Source organism: Arthrobacter sp. SE2, assembly GCF_058244265.1.
This window is the reverse complement of record NZ_JBZAYA010000013.1, coordinates 61,865-81,379: the sequence shown is the minus strand read 5'-3', so window position 1 is coordinate 81,379 and position 19,515 is coordinate 61,865. Positions and strand designations below refer to the sequence as shown.

Below are 19,515 nucleotides of genomic sequence, written 5' to 3'. Positions count from 1 at the left end.
CCCGCGTCCTCGACGCCACAACGGATCGTCGCGACGCACCCGCTGGTCGACACAACAACCGCTGGGGGTTACAGCCCGTACTTCTCCAGCAGGCGCAGCCACACCTCGCTGATAGTCGGGAACGATGGCACCGCGTGCCACAGCCGGTCCAACGGGACTTCGCCCACAATCGCGATGGTTGCGCCATGCAAAAGCTCGGCCACCCCGGGCCCGGCGAACGTCGCGCCCACCAGCACCTTGCGATCCTCGTCCACCACCAGTTGTGCCCAGCCTTGGTAATTTTCCGAATGCAGCTGGGAGCCGGACACGTTGATGGGGAGTTCCACCGTGCTTGCGTTGATGCCCTTCTGCAACGCCTGCTTGAGGCTCGGGCCCACGGATGCCACTTCCGGATCCGTGAAGACCACGCTGGGGATCGCGTATTCGTCGGCCGTCTTTGCGAGGGAACTCCAGGGCTTCGGGGTGCCGTGGAGGGTTCCCTTGGCGCGGGCAACGATGGCGTCGCCGGTTGCCCTGGCCTCGTACTTGCCTTGATGCGTGAGGAATACCGATCCCGCTGCATCGCCGGCCGCGTAAAGCCACAGTCCGCTGGTGCCGTCGCTCGCGGCACCCTCAACCAAGCCGCTCGAGTCCGTAGTGAGGCGCAAAGGCTTGCCCTCCTCGGCGTCGAGCCCTACGTTTTCGAGTCCCAAATTGTCCAGGGAGGGCCGCCGACCAGTCGCCACCAGCAACTGGTCGGAGTTCAAGACTGTCCCGTCGCCCAGGGTGACGCTGAAGGTATGGTCCGCGTTATGTTCGACCCGCGTCGTGTCTGTCCCGAGACGGAGATCGACGCCGTCGGCCCTAAGTCCCGCAGCAACCAGCTCGGCGGCTTCCTCGGGAAAAGTACTGAGCAGCCTGCCTCGGGCAACTATTGTGACGGTCGAGCCCAGGCGGGCGAACGCCTGGGCAAGTTCGACACTGGCGACTCCGCCGCCCAGCACGATGAACCGTTTGGGGATTTGACGCACCGAGGTGGCCCTGCGGGTTGTCCAGTAGGGGACGTTGCGCAAGCCGTCGATTTTCGGGATGAGCGGTGTGGATCCGGTTGCGACAACGACAGCATGGTGGGCTTTGAGCGAGTAGCTGTTGCCGTCCTTCCCGTCTACTTGGACTTCGCGGGGGCCAGTGATGCGCGCCCGGCCCCGGATGAGTTCGATGCCCGTGTCCACGAGCCACTGGACCGCGCCGTCGTCCTGCCACTTGTTGGTGAAGTAGTCGCGGTACTTCAGGACCGGCGCGGGATCCAGGACCTTCGTGACCGAGTCCGACGCTCCGGGCACTGATTGTGCTGTGTGCAGGGCGGTTCCCGGCCGAAGGAGAGCTTTGGACGGTATGCAGGCCCAGTAGGAGCATTCCCCTCCGACGAGCTCGGCCTCCACGATGGCCGCGGTAAGACCGCCCCGGACCACCCGGTCTGCAACGTTTTCACCCACGGCCCCGGCGCCGATCACGATGACATCGAATTCCCGGATATTCTCCTCAGCCATGGGAGAAGCCTACGCCCGGAGGCACGCTGGGATCAGGGACCCGGCGACGGATTCTGCTTGATCAGGACTCCAATGCGCCCTTGAACCAGCCCGTGATGCTGGCCGGATGAGTGATGGCGGTGCCGACGACGACGGCGAACGCCCCGGCGTCGAGGGCCTGGCGGGCTTGTGCGGGGGTGTGGATGCGGCCCTCGGCGATGAGCGGCTTGCCTAGTCCGGCGCCGGCGATCTCCGCGAGAAGCTCAAGATCGGGGCCGTCCGTCTTGGTACGTTCCCCGGTGTACCCGGCCAGCGTGGTGCCGATCAGGTCAGCACCGGCTTCGACGGCGGCCACCGCATCAGCGTAGGAACCGCAGTCAGCCATGACCAGGGCATGCGATTCAGCGTGGATTCCATCAACGGTTTGCGTGAGGGTCAGGCCATCGGGACGCGGGCGTCGGGTGCCGTCGATAGCCACGACGTGGGCCCCGGCGTTCGCGACGGCGAGGGCGTGCCGGAGCGTGGGGGTGATGAAAACGCCGTCGTGTCCGTCCTTCCAGAGCCCGATCACCGGAACCTCCACAGCTGTGCGGGTGAACTGGACATCCGCGAGGCCCTGGACCCGGACCGCGGCGGCACCACCGATAACCGCCGACGCGGCCACTTGGCCGGTAGTCCGGGGATCGCGCATGGGTTCGCCCGGGTAGGCCTGGCAGGAGACGATCAACTGGGAGCGGAGGGCTTCGAGGCCGTCGGGGGTCAGGATCATGGGGTCTCCTTGCGAGGGTGTTCGGGTGTTCGGGTGTTCGGATGTCAGTTCAGGACGAGTTTGGCTGCGCCCACAATGGCCGCGGTATTGCCTAGCGCCGCGCGAAGCACGGGGATGTCAGCAAGCGGGGCCATGAGCTCTTTGCGCAGGGCGCGTTCCATGGGTTTCCACCAGAAATCTCCCGCATCTGCGAGACCGCCGGAAACCACTACCGTCTCCGGGTCGAGGATGTTGACGAGCCCGCCGATCGCCTGCCCGGCAGCACCCGCGCCGGCCCCGATGGCTTTGATGGCGGCAGCACTGTCAGCCGCGGCGGCACTATCGCCGTAGCGGGCCACGGCAAACACGGCATGCGTGTCCGCGACCTCGGAGGAACCGCCGAAACGGATGAACGACTCATGGATGGCCGGCCCCGAGGCGATCGCCTCGACGTGGCCCGAGCCGCCGCACACGCATGGGAGGGCTTTGCCCTCGTGATAGGCGTACGGCGAAGCAAAATGCCCCACGTGCCCACCCACATAGTGGTGTCCCAAAACAGGAGAGCCGTCCAGCACAAAGCTGCCGCCCACACCCGTCCCGAAAGCCACCATCAACGAACTCGAAGACCCCGCAGCCGCCCCACGCCACACCTCACCCAAAGCATGCGCATGCACATCATTGACTGCACTGACCGACCCCCGCGGCAAGCCAAGGAGTTGCGCCAGCCCGGCCGTCAACCTTGTCCCGGCCCACCCCAGAATCGCATCGGTCGCCGAAACAACCTCACCATTCACGGCATCGATGACCCCGGCCGAACCCACGCCAACACGCCCGACGTCGATTCCCTCCGCCGCGGCCCGCCGCATGAGCCGCCCCACGAGCGCCGCAGTCGCCCTCAGAATAGCGTCGCCCCCACTCCGATTCAGCGTAGGTATCTGCTCCGAAAACAACACCTCCCCATCGGCCCCCACAACCCCCGCGGCAGTCTTCGTCCCACCAAGATCAACCCCGACCACGTACATCATGCTTTGTCCTCCGGATCGTTCGATTGCTGGGTTGTGGGTGCGGTTGCGATTGCGTCTGGTCAGGTCAGTTGTAGTTGCGACGGTGCCAGGCTGCGGTTTGTCTATGGTCAGGTTAGCTGTGGCTGAGACAGCGCGGACCCATCATTTCGCCGGCGCTTAGCGTTCAGCCCCTCCCCAAGCCTCGCAAGCTCGGCTCGGGCCCCTGGGGCTTCTCTTCCTCCCGACGTCGTCTTCCGGTCGCTGGGCGACCTTCAGACGACTCTGGTCAGCGATGCGCGCCTACACGAAACAATGCGCCCGCGCTTTGCGCTGATATCCACCTGACGCGCCGACGAATGCTGACGTTCCCAGTGACGCGGCGGCACCGTGCGGATCCCGGCCCCGTCACAATGGTTCCGCATTCGCCCGAGTGGCGGAGGGACGGTTTTGTGTAGTCCCGCATCGCCGACCAGAGCATTGCGGAAGTCGCTCAGCGACTGTAGCGATGCGTCGGGAGGTGTCTAAGGGACGGCAAAACTGGCCCTGCGGCACGCCCCAGCAACGGCAACAAGCGCGGGGTGAGCGACGGCAACGCGCGAAAGGTGAGCCCAACGGGCGGCAACCCCACTCAGGTGGCGAGCCGGCGCCGCCCCCCTAGACGAGGCCGTTGCGCTCGAGGATCGTGCGGATCGCGGAGGCTTCTTCGGCGTTCAGGGAGAGCATGGGGGCGCTCATGGTGTTGGACTCGATGATGCCCATGATCTGGAGGGCCGTCTTGAAGGCACCTAGTCCTGCTGCGCCGCCGGAGACTCGGCCGTTGGGGGTGTAGACGATGTCGAAGAGGTCGGCCAGGCGGTCTTGTTCGGCGGCGGCTGCGGTCCAGTCTCCGTCTTGGGTGGCGTCGAACAGGCGGCGGTAACCGGCGGGGTCGACGTTGCCGAGGCCGGGGACTACGCCTTGGGCGCCGGCGAGGAGTGCTCCGTCCACGACAATCTCGTGGCCCGTGAAGATGTCGAAGTTGGGGATGTCCTTGGCTGCGAGGACGAGTTGGCGGAAGGAGACGTCGTCGCCGGAGGAGTCCTTGACGCCCGCGATGACGCCGTCGCGGCCCAGGCGGACCAGGAGGTCGGTGGGCAGCTTGAAGTGGGTGCGGACGGGGACGTCGTAGGCGAAGATCGGCTTGTCCACGGCAGCGTGGATGCTGCGGAAGTGGGTTTCGGTCTCCTGGGCGTTGCCGATGGCGTAGTACATGGAAGTGACCACGATTGCGTCGGCGCCGAGGTCCACGACCTTGCGTGCTTCTTCGATGACGCGGTTGGTGGTTTGTTCGTTGGCGCCCACGATCAGGGGCACGGCGCCGGCGTTCGCATCGGCGATCGTGGAGACGACGAGTTCGCGCTCTTCGTTGGTCATGTAAGGGACCTCGCCCGAGGAGCCCAACACGAAGAGGCCGGACACGCCGCCGTCGAGCAGGTGCTTGGTGACGTTCTTCAGGGACGCGGTGTCAACGCGGCCGTCTGCGTGGCGGGGGGTGATGACCGGGGGAATGACGCCCTGGAACTGAGTAGACACAGAAATCTCCGTTACTTGGATCTGGATGGGAAAAACTTAGGTGTGGAGCAGGCTGGGCGCGGCGCCGAGCAGCTTCTTGGTGTAGTCGTTGCTCGGGTTGTCGAAGACCTGGGCGGCCGGGCCTTCCTCGACGATCTGTCCGAAGTACATGACGCAGATGCGGTCGGAGACGTAGCGGACGGTCTGGATGTCATGCGAAATGAACACCATGCCGAGGTTCAGCTGGGTTTTCAGGTCGGACAGCAGGTTCAGGACTTGGGCGCGGACCGAAACGTCGAGGGCCGACGTCGGCTCGTCCGCCACGATGATGTCCGGGTCCAGGGCGAGGGCGCGGGCGATGGCCACGCGCTGGCGCTGGCCGCCGGAAACCTGCGACGGCGTGACCTCGGCTGCCGATTGCGGCAAGCCAACGAGGGCCAGCAGTTCCTTGACCTTGGCCGAGCGGGACGCAGCGTTGCCGATGCCGTGAACCTGCAGGGGATCGGTGAGGATGTCCTGGATGGTCATGCGCGGATTGAGGGCTGTGGCCGGGTCCTGGAAGACCACGGATACGGCGCGTCCGAATTCCTTGCGCATCCGGGCGTTGCGTTTGATGGCCGGCTTGCCGTGGAAGAGCACCTGCCCCGACGTCGGGGTCTGGAGTCCCACGAGCACTGAAGCGAGCGTGGACTTGCCGCAGCCGGACTCACCGACGATGCCGACGGTTTCGCCGCGGCTGATGCTGAAGTCCACGCCGTTGACGGCTTTGACGATGTTGGGCCGGAAGAGGCCGCCGGTGCGGGCCCGGTGGTGGACTTTGACGTTTTTGAGTTCGATGACCGGCTTGCCGGTTGAAACGCTCATTTTGCGTCCTCCTTGAGGTGGCTGGCCCAGTAGTGATCGCGGTCTGCTCCGCCGCCTGCGGATTCAACAACGGCGAGGACCAATTGCTGGTTGGGGTCGGCGTCGGGCCTCAACGAACGTGCCGCAAAGCGGTCGCCGGGAGCGAAATCGCGCGGCGACGGAACGGTGCCGGGGATCTGGTGGAGGCGGACGGCGTCGGCTTCGATCGAAAGGACTGCGCCCAACAGGCCGCGTGTGTATTCGTGCCGCGGGTTCTGCAGGAGCTCCGAAGCCTGCGCGGATTCCACCACCTGGCCGGCGTACATGACCGTAATCCGGTGCGCGAGGGATGCAACGAGGGCGAGGTCGTGGCTGACGAAGACCATGGCGAAGCCGAGCTGCTCGCGCAGTTCGTTGAGCAGTTCCACTACCTGCTTCTGGACGGTGACGTCCAGGGCGGTGGTGGGTTCGTCTGCCACTACGATCTTCGGCGAGCGGGAGAGTGCCATGGCGATCAGTACGCGTTGGCGCTGGCCGCCGGAGAGCTCGTGCGGGTAGCTTGCAAGCGTGCGGACGGGATCGAGCTTCACCATTTCCAGCAACTCGGCGGGGGTCTTGCGGCCGCCCCGCTTGGTCAGCTGGGTCATTTGCTCCTTGATCTTCATGGACGGGTTGAGCGAGCTCAACGCATCCTGGTAGACCATGGCGATCTGTTCGCCGCGCAGGCCTTGGTAGGCCTTGGCGTTGCTGTGCTTCGAGCTGGAATCCAGGAGCTCCTTGCCATCGAAGGTGATGGAACCGGTGATTTCGGCGGTCTTCGGCAGCAAACCCATGATCGCGAGCGACGTGATGGACTTGCCGCAACCGGATTCGCCCACCAGACCCATCGTTTCCCCTTCGCGGACAGTGAAGGAGACGTTGTCCACGATCGCGGTCTCGCCGAAGCGGCCCGGAAAGCGGATGGACAGGTTTTTGACCTCCAGGACGTTCCTGGCGTCGGCGGGGACCTGGGTGAGCCGGTCCGTGCGCTTGGCCTCAATCGACGCGAGGAGCTCGAGTTCCTTGTCGAGTAGGGCGTGGGGATTCTCTGCTGCGAGTTTCGGATTGTTCAGGACACGAGTATCGTTCAGGGCCGACGCTGCGTAGTCCTCTTCTGAGAGCGGATCGCCGTTGGCGGGCCGTACGCCGTCGAGCTCGTGCTGTTCGACGACGGAAGGCTGGGCCACCGACGTCGCGATCTCGGTATCGATGGCGGCACCGGCCACCGCCGCGCCCGCAAAAGCTGCGGCAGCACCGTCGTCGTCCTTCACCACGGGAGCCTTAAGCAGCTTCGGGTTCACCATGGCGTCTGTGAGGCCCTCGGCGAGGATGTTCAGCGCAAGCACGGTGAGCAGGATGGTGAGGCCGGCGAAGGTGGTTGCCCACCAGCCGCCCGAGAGGACCAGGTTGCGGCCGTAGGAGATCACGTTGCCCCACGAGGGCGCAGGATCCTGGACACCGGCGCCGAGGAAGGACAGCGAGGCTTCGAGGATGATGGCGTCGGCCACCATGACCGTCGCGAAAACCAGCACCGGGGCGGCGGTGTTGCGGACAATGTGCTTGAGCAGGATGTAGGGGCGGTTTGCACCCATCACCCGCTCGGCGCGGACGTAGTCCTCACCGTATTGGGAGAGCACGTTGGCGCGGACCACGCGGGCGAGCTGCGGGGTGTAGATGATCGCGATCGCGACGATGATGGTGGGCACCGAGTTGCCGAACGCGGCCAGGAGTACCGCCGCGAGGGCGATGCCCGGGAACGCCATCAGGATGTCCATGAGGCGCATGATGATCTCGCTGAGGGCCTTGCCGGACGTCGCGGCGAGCGAGCCAAGCACAGCGCCGACGACGATCGCAAGGGCCACTGCGCCGAGGCCGATCATGAGCGAAGACTGTGAGCCGTAAAGGAGCCGGGAGAAGACGTCGCGGCCGAGGCGGTCGGTGCCGAAGAAGTGGTCGCCGTCCGGAGCTTGCGCCGGAATGAACGTTTGCAGGGGATCGTGGGGCGCGATGACCGGAGCGAAGATCGCCGCCAGGGCGATGACCACGAGGAACAAGAGGGCAAAACGCGATCCCCAGGGGAGGGACTTGAAGCGGACGCCCGGGGCGCTGAGCCGTTCAGCAAGTCTGCTGCGCATGGCTATACCGTCCTGATTCGGGGGTTGATGAGCAGGTACAGGAGGTCCACCACGATGTTCACCAGAACGAAGGTGACCGAGATGGTGAGGACCACGCCCTGGACCAGGTTGACGTCCAGGTTGGTGATGCCGTTGAGGATCAGCTGGCCCATGCCCGGAAGGGCGAAGATCATTTCAATCACGACGGCGCCGCCCAGGAGGTAGCCGATCCTGAGTCCCAGCACGGTCACCGGAGTCACGAGCGCGTTGCGCAGGACGTTCCGGGAAACCACCTCGCGGTAGGGGACTCCGTTGCCGATGGCTGTGCGGACGTAGTCACGATCCAGTTCCTCCACCATGGACGTGCGGACCACGCGGATAAGGGAAGCGGAGACCGGAATGCCGAGCGCGAGGGCCGGGAGCGCCATCGAGTTGAGCCAGCCGCCGAAGCCGGACTCCGGTGTCGCGATTCCACCCGAGGGAAACAGCGGGTTGTCACCGAGCGCCAACCACTGGATGAGCAGGATGCCAAGCCAGAAGGACGGGGTGGCGATGGCCGCGATGGAGAAGATCCGGATCAGCTGGTCCTGCCACTTGTCGCGGTAAAGGGCGCCGATGATGCCGAAAACCAAGGACAGTACGACGGCGATGATCACGCCGAGGAACGTCAGCTGGAGGGTCAGCGGGAAGGCCGAGGCGATCATGCTTGCCACCGATTTGGACGGCGGGGTGGTCACGCCGAGATCGAGCTGCACGAGCCTGCCCAGGAAGCGGAAGTATTGGACGAACAGTGGATCGTTCAGGCCGTTGTCCTGGCGGTACTGCTGTTTGGCTGCCTCGCTGGCGCCTTCGCCGAGGGCCGTGCTGGCCTGGTCGCCTGGTGCTGCTTGAAGGACGAGGAAGACCAGCAGCGTGATGCCCAGGATCATCAAGGGCAATGCCGCGAGCCTGCGTCCAAGCAGACGCAATATCATGACCAATTTGTTCTCCGGTTGCTTTGGTGCGGGGACCCAACTAATCCCCACCGCCACCCTCGCCTCGCAAGCTCGGCCAGGGAACCCTGGCGGCGTGGGCCCACGCAGTGGGTGTCGTTTCGAGTCGTCTAACGACAACAAGTGGGGATTAGTTGGGTTGGGTGTGACTAGGAGGTGCGGCCGACGCCGATGAAGGACAGTCCCGTGGTGGGCAGCGGCTTGAAGCCTGAGAGCTTCTTTTCGTCCCAAGCGCTGGGGAGCTGGCGGTGGAACAGCGGGTACAGCGGGACTTCATCGGAGACGAGATCCACGATTTGGCCGGTGATCTTCTTCGCATCGGCGGCTGCGGCCTGCGAGCCCTTGTCCATCAGACCCTGGAGAGTGGCGCTTTCCGGGGTGGTCCAGTAGGCGCGCTTGGCCATCCAGGTGGCGCCGGAGTAGAACCAGCTCAAGAGCAGGTCTGCGTCGTTGCCGAAGACGGAGGGGTCGCCCGGGGCCGCGACCACGGAGAAGTCGGCCTTGCCAACCCTGTCTGAGTACAAGGCGCCGGACTGGAGGTTCTTTGCGGTCACCTTGACGCCGGGGATCTTGTTCCAGGATTCCAGCATCAGCGGGGCAACGTCCTTGACCCAAGCGGTATCCGTGGTGAGCAGCTCGAATTCGAGGTTGCTCACGCCGGCCTGCTTGAGGAGGTCCGCGGCCTTCTGGGGATCGTAGGAGTAGACGTTCTTGGCTTTGACGTAGTCCGGGTGGCCCTCCTGGAAGTACGACGACGCAGCCTTGGCATTGCCGAACAAGGCCTTCTTGATGATGGCGTCCTTGTCCAGTCCGTAGTGGAGTGCCTGGCGCACCAGCTTGTTGTCGAACGGGGCCTTGGCGCAGTTGAACATCAGGAACAGCATGCCGAAGGACTGCACGGACTCAACCCGGCTCTTGGACTTGAGCCCGTCCATGTCCAGGTACGGGACGTCTTCGATTGCCTGGACGCGGCCCGACTGCACTGCCGTGACACGGGCTGCCGCGTCCGAGAGCAGCAGCCACGTCATGCCCTTGGCGAGTGCCGGCTTGGGGCCGTTGTAGTCGGCGAATGCTTCGAATACGATCTTGTCGTCCTTGACTGCCGAGATCAGCTTGTAGGGGCCGGAGCCGACGGGCTTGGCGTCGAATCCCTTCTGATCGGCGGAGGCCAGCGCCTTCGGAACTATCTTCACCACGGAGATTCGCGGTCCGAAGCCCGGGAAGGGGTATTTCAGCGAGAACTCGACCGTCTTGGCATCGAGGGCCGTGACGTCCTTGATGAATGGGATGAACTGGGAGAACAAGGACTTGTTGGCCGGGTCCATCACGCGGGTGAAGGAGTAGACAACATCGTCGGTGGTGACAGGGGTGCCGTTGTGGAACTTGGCACCATCGCGGATGGTCACCTGGTATGTGGTGTCGTTGACCTTCTTGGGGTCGCTCGCCGCCAGCGCGTTGTAGGGCTCGCGGGTGGCGGGGTGGAGTTCCACGAGGCCTTCGAAGACGTGCAGGTTGGCGGCCTGCGGCGTGGCGCCGGAGGACGTCATCGGGTCGAAACCCGTGGACAAGGCATAGGAGATGCCTGCCTCGATGGTGAGGTCCTTGTTGACGGTCGCAGTGTTGTTTGCTGCGCCCGTGGTGGTGGAGGCAGGACCGCCACATGCGGACAGGCTGGCGGTGAACGCTGCCGCGGCTCCAATCGCCCCGGTCAGCTTGAGGAAGTTGCGTCGGCTGGCGTCGCTGACCAGCGGCAGGTTGTTAATCGTGTTGCTCATAAGATGCCTCACCATTCAAGTTTTCTGGTTATCGGATGTAGGACATCCGATGCTCGTAAAGAAACTGTAAGGGTGGTCACATGAAGTCGTCAAGCGAGATCTGGATCACTAGCGACCCGAGGAGCGGCCGCGACACTCCCGGCGGGTGCTCCCGACGGGCGCTGCGCAGGGGTTCACCTCGCGAGGTTCAGCCTGGGGCTCGGTCAAAAATAAAGGCGAACATCTATCAAGGAGATGGGACATCCGATATTGTATGTTGCGAAGCACTATATCCACGGTGGGCGCTAGGCTCACCTCAACATTAACACTGCACTGATTCCTTGTCCCCGGTCCTGATAGGGTCCGGCCGAGGATGAGTACTTTTGCAAGGAGAGCCATGACCACTTCCGGTGTCGTTCCGCAGGCGCGGTTCAGCGCACAGGCCCGGCTCAGGGCCCTCCAGTCGGACATTATGGAGTTGATCCTCGAGCGCGAGCTCGAGGCGGGCGATCCTTTGCCCACGGAAAATGAACTCTCCGTGGCTCTGGGGGTAGGGCGCAACACCCTGCGCGAATCCCTGAAAGTGCTGCAGGCCCTGGGTGTCATCGAGATCCGCCACGGCTTTGGCATGTTCGTCGCCCCCAGCAACTTTGAGGCGCTCGCCGACGGCCTGACGTTCCGGGGCCGCTTATCGCTGCGCCACCAGGGGCTCGAGGCGCTGCAACTCGTGGACGTACGCCAGGCCCTCGAATCGGGACTGATCGGCTCTTCCATGGACGTGATGACCGCCGAACAGCTCGCCTTGATCGAAGAAGCCGTCAAACAGATGGAGGAGCTCGCACATGCTGGCGAGAACTTCGTAGCCGCCGACGCCGAGTTCCACCGCCGGCTGTTCGAGCCGCTGAACAACGAGCTCCTCATCAACCTCATGGGCGTTTTCTGGAAGGTCTATCGGAAGATCCACGTGGAAATCGGCTCGGCCAACGAAGATCTTGTGGCCACCGCGGCCATGCACCGAAGCATCTACACCGCCGTCGCAACCGGGGACAAAACCGCGGCTTCCGAACTCCTCAACCGTCACTTCGACGGAATCCGCCGCCGAATCAGCGAGGCCGTCGCAGTCTAAGGCCTGGCACCCAAGCTCAAGGGCCGCCGTCGTACTTTTTCATGAAGTACGACGGCGGCCCTTGGCTTTGTGCGCGTCTCTCGCTGGCGGCCTGCCCCGGAGACGAGGGTATCGTCGGCTTGCCGCGAGGCCGCTGCCGTGGGTCTGCTGGCCGGGTAGTGCGGGGGAGTCCTTTGGTTTCCTGGAGGGCTGCCCTTCCTGACCTTCTTTGCTTTGAGAAGGCGCTTACGACACGGCGAGTCGCGTCATTTGGTGGCCGTGGCGCGGCAAAGAGGGTCAGGAAGGCGCGGGCAACGCGGAGCAGCCCAGGGAGGACGCTGCGGCAAACCAAACCCGGGCCCGGAATTTAACGAAAAAAGACCCGCACCGGGCCCGGTGCGGGTCTTTATTTTGTGCGCCCAGAGGGATTCGAACCCCCGGCCTTCTGTTCCGTAGACAGACGCTCTATCCAGCTGAGCTATGGGCGCATCTTGGTGATTCTCGGGAGTTTCAAACTCGTTCCCCCCCTCGAACCTCAATAAACTTTACGCGAGATCCCTGTTGGTGCCAAATCGATGCGGTGTAATCTGCCTAACTAGACCGGTCTATGTGACCTTAGTCACTAAATTTGGCGTATCCGTGACGCGGATCCTTGATTTTTAGGGGTTTTGCTCCGAAATGGTCAAGAGATCCCATGTCCGAACCCAGATTGGTCTACTCCGCGCCCCCTAGCATTTAGGACACACCACTGAACCCGAGGAAGGGAACCACGATGGGCGATCTGGCGCGACTGCCGTTGCTTGAGAAGGCACCTACTACGCATGCACGCCTGTTGGCCTGGGTGGAGGAAGTAGCCGAGCTGACACAGCCGGACCGCATCCACTGGGTTGACGGCAGCGAAGCTGAAAACAAGAAGCTGACCGACGAACTTGTCGCGGCCGGCACCCTGAAGAGGCTGAACCAAGAACTCTTCCCCAATTCATTTGCTGCATTCTCTGATCCCGCGGACGTAGCCCGTGTCGAAGAGCAGACCTTCATCTGCTCCGAGAAGGAGCACGACGCAGGCTTCACCAACAACTGGATGGCTCCGGCCGAGATGAAGCTGAAGCTGCGCGGGCTGTTCGCCGGCTCCATGCGCGGCCGCACCATGTACGTCATTCCGTTCGTCATGGGCCACCTGGATGCCGAAGATCCGAAGTTCGGGGTCGAGATCACCGACTCGGCCTACGTTGTTGCCTCGATGCGCATCATGGCGCGCATCGGCACCGACGTCCTTGAGCGCATTACGCAGACCGACGCTTTCTTCGTCCCCGCGTTGCACTCCCTGGGCGCTCCGTTGGAAGCCGGCCAGGCAGACGTCGTATGGCCCTGCAACCCGGACAAATGGATCGTGCATTTCCCGGAAGAGCGCTCCATTTGGTCCTTCGGCTCGGGTTACGGCGGCAACGCCCTCCTCGGCAAGAAGTGCTACGCCCTGCGCATCGCGTCAGTCATGGCCCGCGACGAAGGCTGGCTGGCCGAACACATGCTCATCCTGAAACTGACTTCGCCTGAGCAGAAGACCTACTACATCTCTGCTGCGTTCCCCTCCGCTTGCGGCAAGACCAACCTCGCCCTGCTCGACCCCACCATCAAGGGCTGGAAGGTCGAGACCCTCGGCGACGACATCACTTGGATGCGCTTCGGCAAGGAAGGCGAGCTCCGCGCCGTCAACCCCGAAGCCGGCCTGTTCGGCGTCGCTCCCGGCACCGGTTGGGGCACCAACCCCAACGCCATGCGCGCCATTGCGAAGGGCAACAGCATCTTCACCAACGTCGCCATAACCGACGACGGCGGCGTCTGGTGGGAGGGCATGACGGAGGAAACTCCCGCGCACCTGACCGACTGGCAGGGCAACTCCTGGACTCCCGAGTCCGACAAGCCTGCTGCACACCCGAACTCCCGCTTCTGCACCCCGATCGACCAAATCGACATGCTGGCCGAGGAGTACTTCAGCCCCGACGGCGTGGAGCTCTCCGCAATCCTCTTCGGGGGCCGCCGCAAGACCACTATCCCGCTGGTCACCGAGGCCCGCGACTGGTCCAACGGCATCTTCATGGGTTCCACGTTGTCCTCCGAGACCACGGCTGCTGCGGCCGGTGCCGTTGGCGTCGTCCGCCGCGACCCCATGGCCATGCTGCCGTTCATCGGCTACGACGCAGGCGACTACTTGAACCACTGGGTCAACCTGTCGGCCAAGGCCAACTCGGAGCGACTGCCCAAGATCTTCCTGGTCAACTGGTTCCGCCGCACCGCCGAGGGTGGCTTCGCGTGGCCTGGCTTCGGCGACAACGCCCGCGTCCTCAAGTGGGCCATCGAGCGCCTTGAAGGCAAGGCCGACGCCGTCGAGACTCCCATCGGCTTCGTGCCGACCGGCGAGTCCATCGATCTCGAAGGCCTGGACATGACCCCCGCCGAGGTGGAAGCCGCAGTGCGCGTCGACGCCTCCGAGTGGAAGACCGAACTGGCATCGATCGAGGAATGGTACGCAAAGTTCGGGGGTTCCCTGCCGGCCGAGCTGATCTCCGAGCTCGAAGGCCTGAAGGCCCGCCTGGCCTAGACCACCTGCCGGCTTACGACGACGACGGTCCCGCACCTCGGTGCTGGACCGTCGTCGTCGTTTCCCCCATCTTGGAGCTGTCGTCGCCGAGCATTGTGCCGCGATTGGCGCGAGCGTAGCTTTTAGAGAACCAGCAGTTCTCTATTTCCGGGGGTCCGGGCCATGGACGATTCCCAGCGGCACACAGAAGAGTCCCCTCCGCCGTCAGGACCGCGTGACGGGCCCAAGACGGCTCAGCAGGCTACCGCCCCCTTGGCCGATTTCGGCGTCGGGGATGTCGCCATTGCCGGTGGAAAAGGTGCCGCGCTGGGGGAATTGGTGCGTCAAGGGTTTCCAGTGCCGCCGGGATTTATTATCACCACGGGCGCGTACTCGTCCTTCCTGGCGGAAACGAACGTGGGTGCCGCACTGAGCGGTTTCCTGTCCGTCGGGCCTGATGAAGCTCCCGACGGCGGTGCACTCCGCGCCCACTTCGCCGAGGCGGAAATGCCCGGCCGGCTGCGGCAGGAGATCCTCGATGCCTATGCGAAGCTGGGCGGCGGGGCGGTCGCGGTCCGGTCCAGCGCCACGGCGGAGGATCTTCCGGGAGCCGCGTTCGCCGGTCAGCAGGACACCTATCTCAACGTGCTGGGCGGGCACGGTGTTGTCCAGGCGGTCGCCAATTGCTGGGCATCGTTGTGGACGGACCGGGCCATGGCCTATCGCCGACGGCAGGGAATTGATCCGCACGAGGTGGCCATCGCCGTCGTCGTGCAAAAAATGGTGCCGGCCGCCATGGCGGGCGTGCTGTTTACGGCGAACCCGGTCACGGGCGAGCGCCGCGAAATGGTGGTGGACGCGAACCCCGGGCTAGGGGAGGCCGTGGTCTCCGGGCGGGTGACGCCGGAGCACTATGTCCTGGACGGCTCGGGGAAAGTGCTGGGTTTCACGCCCGGTGGCCGCGAGGTAGTGATCAGCGCGGCTGAGGGTGGCGGCACGCGAGAAAGCTCCGGTACGCAAAGCACGAAACCAGGGCTCGCCGCGGACGAATTGGCGGAGTTGGCCATGCTGGGAAACAAAGCCCAGCAGCATTTCGGCCGGCCTCAGGACATGGAGTGGGCGGCGGCCGGCGGAACGCTATACGTACTGCAGGCGCGGCCGATGACGGCGCTACCGCCTCAACCGCCCGTCCTCAACGCGGTCCAACGCCGGGTGGGTCCGTTTTTCATCGAGATGTTCCAGGAGCGGCCCTATCCCTTGGATGTATCGGGCTGGATGAGTCGGGGAATTCTCGCAATGTTGCACGGCATGGCCGGGAGCGTAGGTGTGGTCTTCCCCGCAGTGGAGGAGTTGCTGCTGGAGGAAGACGGGGTGGTGGTGCAGCTCATCCCGCCTGCGCCGCGCCCGACCATCCGAACGCTTGCCGCACCGGTTTCCTTGCTGCGCCGGTCGAGGCGATTCAAAGCCGGCGCCTGGACCCGGGATCCACGTTTCTCCCTGTTTATCAACAACATTGAAAGGCTGAACGGCAAGGACCTCGGCCCGCTGCGGTGGCGTGCGGTGGTTGCATTTGCGGGGGAATGCTTCGCGGGGATGCAGGGCATCACGGACTTGAGGGTCTCCTACCTGCCCGGCATTCCGGTGCCGGTGCTGAAAATGCGTTTCATGCTTCTGCTCCTGGGCAAGATCAAGCTTGCGCCTGCGCTGATCGCGGGGGCGGAAACCCGGACGAGCCAGGCGAACCGGGCCCTTGAACGGCTCGCTTCCATCGCAGCGGACGATCCCGGGCTGTCCCGCGCGTTACGTGATTCAGGACCCCGTGAGCTCCTGGAGTTGGTGGAAAATGGGCCCGAACATTGCGCTTTCCGCGAGGCCTTCAAGGCGTTCGAGCTCGAGTACGGCCACCGCGAAACCACAAGCGTTGTCCTCAGCAGTTCGCCGACGTGGTCTGATGCCCCCGAGGTGGTTCTTGGTCTCGTGAAGGCCTTGTCCGGAGAGCGCCCCCAAACAGTTGACCAGGGCGGGATTGCGCTTGCGGAATTGAAACGCCATCCGGCTCTCCGCTTCGAACCGCTGCGGCGGAGGGTGCTCGCCGCCGTCGAGTCCGCCCAAGCCGGAATGGCGTTCCGCGAGGACAGCCACTTCTACGCCACCAAAGCCATCCCGCCGATCCGCCGGGCCTACCGGGAGCTCGGCCGCCGACTGGTGATGGCCGGCGTCATCGATGAGCCCGAGGAGATCTATCACCTGCGGTTCGAGGAACTGGAGTCCATCACAGACAACGACGACGGCGCGCTGCCGGCTTCACTCCGTGACCGTTTCCGGCCGCTGGTACTGGCTCGCGCGGCAAAGCGGCGGGAACTCGAAGGCATCCCGCTGCTCGATCCGGCTTTGCTCTTCGGCGGAGGCCGTCAGAGCCGCCAGAGCCGCCGAGGCCGCCAGGTGGAAGGGGTCCTCCTCTCCGGCACGGCAGCGAGCCGCGGCCAAGCGACCGGGCCGGTCCGTGTGATCCGTGGCCCGACCGAGTTCGGACGGCTGCGCAGCGGAGAGGTCCTCGTGTGCCCGTACACCAATCCAGCCTGGACACCGTTGTTCCAACGGGCCGCCGCGGTTGTGGTGGACGCCGGCGGACTCGGCTCGCATGCGGCGATCGTTGCGAGGGAATACGGAATTCCGGCAGTTATGGGCACCGGTTCGGGCACCAGCGCCTTGGCTGACGGGCAGCAAGTGCTCGTGGACGGCACCCTCGGTGTAGTCCTGCCGGCCGCTTCGGCGGAGAGACCTTGAGATGCCGGGGAACCGGGACCACCGGAAGCTGCCGCGCCGGCGCGGGGCGGCCCTGAACAGTGCGATTTTCGAGGCGGTCCTGGCAGAGATCGCCGAATCCGGTTACGCGGCGTTGACCATGGACAGTGTGGCCGAGCGCGCAAGGGCGAGTAAAGCTTCGCTCTATAGGCGGTGGCCCGGACGCGCGGCCCTGGTGCTTGAGACAGCCTACGATGCCATGCCCGGCCCGGCGTCCGCGCCGGACACCGGCAGCCTGCGCGAAGACGCCCTGGCGATCCTGCGGCTCGTGGCCCAACAACTCGAAGGGGCCGTGGGGCAGGCAATGCGCGGGCTATTGGGGGAGGCGCTGCAGAATCCGGCGGTGGCTGCTGAGGTCCAGGAGTACGCCCGCGGCAACGTAGCTAAGACCATGCGAGCCATCATTGAGCAGGCCGCGGCCCGCGGCGAATGCGATCCCAGCGTGGCCACGGAGACAAGGATCGAGGCCGGCCCCGCCTTGCTGCGCCAGCGGTTCATCTTCTCTGGAGTGCCGATCGATGACGACTATTTGGTGCACGTGGTGGACGAGGTAATGCTGCCGTTGTTGGGGGTTGGGCCGCCCAACTGACTCGCAGTTGTTGTCGTTTTGAGGGTCCAAAACGACAACAACTGCTTGGGCCCACGCCGCCAGGGTTCCCTGGCCGTGGGGACTTGCGAGGCGAGGGCGGCGGCGGGGACTAGTTGGCGAGCCAGATATCCGGTCCGAAGACTTCGTAGTGAATCCTTATGGCGGGGATTCCGGCGTTGATGGCTTCGTTGCGGATGTGCTTCATGAACGGCAGCGGTCCGCACAGGTACAGCGAGGCATCGGCTGGAAGGTCCACTTCGCGCAGTGACATGAAGCCCGCTTTGGACCCGGCCTGCGGTTCCTCCAGCCAGAGCTGGAGTTCCGCACCATCCAAGCGCTCGACGTCGTCCGTCATCTGGGGGCGCAACGCCCAACTGTCCAGATTGCTCTCCGCGTGCAAGACCAGCACTTGGCGGTCGGAGCCGGAATCGGCGAGCGAGCGCAGGATGGAAGCCGTGGGGGTGCAGCCGATGCCCGCCGAGGCGAGGACCACGGGACCGTTGCCCTCCTTGAGCGTAATCTCGCCATAGGGGTTGGAGATCTCCAGGACATCACCCACCCGAACGGTGTTGTGCAGCACGGGCGAGACCTCGCCGCCGTCGTCGATTTTTGTCGTGAAGCTGCGGCTGGTGCCGGCGTTGCCGGAAAGCGAGTACTGGCGGACCTGGCGCAGGCCGTCGGGGAGCGTGACCTTGACGCTGATGTATTGGCCCGGCAGAGCTTCAGTGATCGGCGTGTCGTCGGCCGGCTCCAGGGTGAAGGTCGTGGACCCGGTGCCGGCAGGAGTCTTCGACGCGACCTTCCAGGGGCTCCACATCTTGCCATTGGCCTGCGCTGCGTAGAGTCCCTTTTCGAGCTTGATCAGCGCATCCGCCATGAGCCAATAGACCTCTGTCCAGGCTTCGGCGATTTCAGGGGTGATGACTTCGGCCAGGTCTTCCGCGATGGCGGCGAAGAGGTGCTCGTAGACCACTTGGTACTGCGGCTCGGTGATCCCCAGGGAAGCGTGGCGGTGTGCAATGCGGGACAGCACTGTCTCCGGCAGGGTTCCGGGGTTGCTCACCAGATGGCTTGCAAAGGCGGCGATGCTTCCAGCGAGGGCCTGCTGCTGGTTGCCGGACCGCTGGTTCGAACGGCTGAACAGCCCATCGAGCAGTTCGGGGTGCGCAGCGAAGAGTCGGGAGTAGAACTTGGGGGTGATGTCACCAATCCGGGCGCCGACGAGCGGCAAAGTGGCCTCGATGACGGGGAAGGACTTGTCCGAGAGCATAGGTACTCCTGTCGTAGTGGCCCGTGGGACGCATACGGACCGGGATCAATACTTGTATTTGGAATGCAAGTATCTATAGCTAATTTCTACACGTCGTAGAAGTATTTGCCTAATCGACAGCCCGAAGATGACTGTAGACCCGCCATAAGCCGGGTCTACAGTCCGGGGCGTAACCCGATCGCCTGGAATGCCGGCACCATCTGCCGTAGGCGCGGCAGCGAGGACACGACGACGTCGTCCAGCTCCCGGTAGAAGGCTTCCCTCGCGCGGGCCAGGGCATGGCGCAGGCCGCATTCAGTAATCAGCGGGCAGTCGCCATGTACGGATTGGCACTCGGCGGGGTCGGCCCTGGTATTCAGTTCACGCAGGATGTGGCCAACGGTGGCCTGCTGTCCGGCGGCGCTGAGCCGTGACCCGCCGTTTCGGCCGCGCTCGACGTCGATGAGGCCGAGCTCCCTCAGGCGGACGATGGCCTTGCTGACGTGGTGGTAAGGAGTCCCCACGGCGTCTGCGATGTTCTGGGTCGTCAGGAGTTCTCCTGCGGGCGCGGACGATAGAACCAGGAGCGCACGCAGGCTCACATCCGCGAAGGCATTGATCTTCATGCCCTCAAGC

Annotated in this window: 14 protein-coding genes and 1 tRNA gene; 4 read left to right on the top strand and 11 right to left on the bottom strand. The window is 64.4% G+C overall.

Annotated elements, in window-relative coordinates; translation table 11 throughout:
- Positions 1 to 68: 68 nt before the first annotated feature.
- The 8 genes from AC4CS3_RS17420 to AC4CS3_RS17385 all read right to left on the bottom strand — a co-directional run bounded on the left by AC4CS3_RS17420 (position 69) and on the right by AC4CS3_RS17385 (position 10,589).
- Positions 69 to 1,529, bottom strand: coding sequence for a dihydrolipoyl dehydrogenase family protein (locus AC4CS3_RS17420; protein ID WP_490784487.1), 1,461 nt, complete (start codon positions 1,527 to 1,529; stop codon positions 69 to 71).
- A 61-nt stretch (positions 1,530 to 1,590) separates the two neighbouring features.
- On the bottom strand, positions 1,591 to 2,277 hold the full coding sequence (locus AC4CS3_RS17415; RefSeq protein WP_490784486.1) for an N-acetylmannosamine-6-phosphate 2-epimerase: 687 nt from the start codon (positions 2,275 to 2,277) through the stop codon (positions 1,591 to 1,593).
- A 44-nt stretch (positions 2,278 to 2,321) separates the two neighbouring features.
- Positions 2,322 to 3,281: an ROK family protein gene (locus AC4CS3_RS17410; protein ID WP_490784485.1), complete on the bottom strand. Its 960-nt coding sequence runs from the start codon at positions 3,279 to 3,281 to the stop codon at positions 2,322 to 2,324.
- Between the two features lie 633 nt (positions 3,282 to 3,914).
- The gene (locus AC4CS3_RS17405) at positions 3,915 to 4,832 is read right to left on the bottom strand and encodes a dihydrodipicolinate synthase family protein (RefSeq protein ID WP_441412726.1); all 918 of its coding nucleotides are present in this window, start codon (positions 4,830 to 4,832) and stop codon (positions 3,915 to 3,917) included.
- Positions 4,833 to 4,868: 36 nt separating this feature from the next.
- Positions 4,869 to 5,675, bottom strand: a complete 807-nt coding sequence (locus AC4CS3_RS17400) for an ATP-binding cassette domain-containing protein (protein ID WP_490784484.1) — start codon at positions 5,673 to 5,675, stop codon at positions 4,869 to 4,871.
- Positions 5,672 to 7,828 carry a dipeptide/oligopeptide/nickel ABC transporter permease/ATP-binding protein gene (locus tag AC4CS3_RS17395; RefSeq protein ID WP_490784483.1) on the bottom strand — a complete coding sequence of 719 codons (2,157 nt, stop codon included), beginning with the start codon at positions 7,826 to 7,828 and terminating at the stop codon, positions 5,672 to 5,674. The genes AC4CS3_RS17400 and AC4CS3_RS17395 overlap by 4 nt, the downstream gene beginning before the upstream one ends.
- A 2-nt stretch (positions 7,829 to 7,830) precedes the next feature.
- Complete coding sequence (locus tag AC4CS3_RS17390; RefSeq protein ID WP_490784482.1) at positions 7,831 to 8,787, bottom strand: ABC transporter permease; 957 nt, start codon at positions 8,785 to 8,787, stop codon at positions 7,831 to 7,833.
- A gap of 161 nt (positions 8,788 to 8,948) precedes the next feature.
- Positions 8,949 to 10,589: an ABC transporter substrate-binding protein gene (locus AC4CS3_RS17385; RefSeq protein WP_490784481.1), complete on the bottom strand. Its 1,641-nt coding sequence runs from the start codon at positions 10,587 to 10,589 to the stop codon at positions 8,949 to 8,951.
- 361 nt (positions 10,590 to 10,950) lie between these two features.
- Here AC4CS3_RS17385 and AC4CS3_RS17380 point away from each other — a divergent pair, with 361 nt between their 5' ends.
- Positions 10,951 to 11,679, top strand: a complete 729-nt coding sequence (locus AC4CS3_RS17380; RefSeq protein WP_490784480.1) for a FadR/GntR family transcriptional regulator — start codon at positions 10,951 to 10,953, stop codon at positions 11,677 to 11,679.
- A gap of 393 nt (positions 11,680 to 12,072) precedes the next feature.
- Here AC4CS3_RS17380 and AC4CS3_RS17375 read toward each other — a convergent pair.
- Positions 12,073 to 12,146: transfer RNA gene (locus AC4CS3_RS17375), tRNA-Arg, on the bottom strand.
- A 284-nt stretch (positions 12,147 to 12,430) separates the two neighbouring features.
- Between AC4CS3_RS17375 and AC4CS3_RS17370 the strand changes: the two genes are divergently transcribed.
- The 3 genes from AC4CS3_RS17370 (at position 12,431) to AC4CS3_RS17360 (ending at position 17,630) form a co-directional block, all read left to right on the top strand.
- Positions 12,431 to 14,257, top strand: coding sequence for a phosphoenolpyruvate carboxykinase (GTP) (locus tag AC4CS3_RS17370; RefSeq protein WP_490784479.1), 1,827 nt, complete (start codon positions 12,431 to 12,433; stop codon positions 14,255 to 14,257).
- Positions 14,258 to 14,419: 162 nt separating this feature from the next.
- On the top strand, positions 14,420 to 17,023 hold the full coding sequence (locus AC4CS3_RS17365) for a PEP/pyruvate-binding domain-containing protein (protein WP_490784478.1): 2,604 nt from the start codon (positions 14,420 to 14,422) through the stop codon (positions 17,021 to 17,023).
- Between the two features lies 1 nt (position 17,024).
- Entirely contained in the window at positions 17,025 to 17,630 is a 606-nt protein-coding gene (locus tag AC4CS3_RS17360) for a TetR/AcrR family transcriptional regulator (protein ID WP_490784477.1), read from the top strand.
- 109 nt (positions 17,631 to 17,739) lie between these two features.
- Here the strand turns inward: AC4CS3_RS17360 and AC4CS3_RS17355 are convergent, their stop codons facing one another.
- Both AC4CS3_RS17355 and AC4CS3_RS17350 read right to left on the bottom strand, forming a co-directional pair.
- The gene (locus AC4CS3_RS17355) at positions 17,740 to 18,900 is read right to left on the bottom strand and encodes a globin domain-containing protein (protein ID WP_490784476.1); all 1,161 of its coding nucleotides are present in this window, start codon (positions 18,898 to 18,900) and stop codon (positions 17,740 to 17,742) included.
- A gap of 155 nt (positions 18,901 to 19,055) precedes the next feature.
- Positions 19,056 to 19,505 carry an RrF2 family transcriptional regulator gene (locus AC4CS3_RS17350; protein ID WP_441412736.1) on the bottom strand — a complete coding sequence of 150 codons (450 nt, stop codon included), beginning with the start codon at positions 19,503 to 19,505 and terminating at the stop codon, positions 19,056 to 19,058.
- Between the last annotated feature and the right edge of the window lie 10 nt (positions 19,506 to 19,515).

Bases quoted from the DNA above. Each gene is read 5' to 3' on its own strand.
- AC4CS3_RS17400 (WP_490784484.1), bottom strand. From the start codon at position 5,675: ATGAGCGTTTCAACCGGCAAGCCGGTCATCGAACTCAAAAACGTCAAA.
- AC4CS3_RS17380 (WP_490784480.1), top strand. From the start codon at position 10,951: ATGACCACTTCCGGTGTCGTTCCGCAGGCGCGGTTCAGCGCACAGGCC.
- AC4CS3_RS17365 (WP_490784478.1), top strand. From the start codon at position 14,420: ATGGACGATTCCCAGCGGCACACAGAAGAGTCCCCTCCGCCGTCAGGA.
- AC4CS3_RS17415 (WP_490784486.1), bottom strand. From the start codon at position 2,277: ATGATCCTGACCCCCGACGGCCTCGAAGCCCTCCGCTCCCAGTTGATC.
- AC4CS3_RS17370 (WP_490784479.1), top strand. From the start codon at position 12,431: ATGGGCGATCTGGCGCGACTGCCGTTGCTTGAGAAGGCACCTACTACG.
- AC4CS3_RS17410 (WP_490784485.1), bottom strand. From the start codon at position 3,281: ATGATGTACGTGGTCGGGGTTGATCTTGGTGGGACGAAGACTGCCGCG.
- AC4CS3_RS17350 (WP_441412736.1), bottom strand. From the start codon at position 19,505: ATGAAGATCAATGCCTTCGCGGATGTGAGCCTGCGTGCGCTCCTGGTT.
- AC4CS3_RS17395 (WP_490784483.1), bottom strand. From the start codon at position 7,828: ATGCGCAGCAGACTTGCTGAACGGCTCAGCGCCCCGGGCGTCCGCTTC.
- AC4CS3_RS17420 (WP_490784487.1), bottom strand. From the start codon at position 1,529: ATGGCTGAGGAGAATATCCGGGAATTCGATGTCATCGTGATCGGCGCC.
- AC4CS3_RS17385 (WP_490784481.1), bottom strand. From the start codon at position 10,589: ATGGTGAGGCATCTTATGAGCAACACGATTAACAACCTGCCGCTGGTC.
- AC4CS3_RS17360 (WP_490784477.1), top strand. From the start codon at position 17,025: ATGCCGGGGAACCGGGACCACCGGAAGCTGCCGCGCCGGCGCGGGGCG.
- AC4CS3_RS17355 (WP_490784476.1), bottom strand. From the start codon at position 18,900: ATGCTCTCGGACAAGTCCTTCCCCGTCATCGAGGCCACTTTGCCGCTC.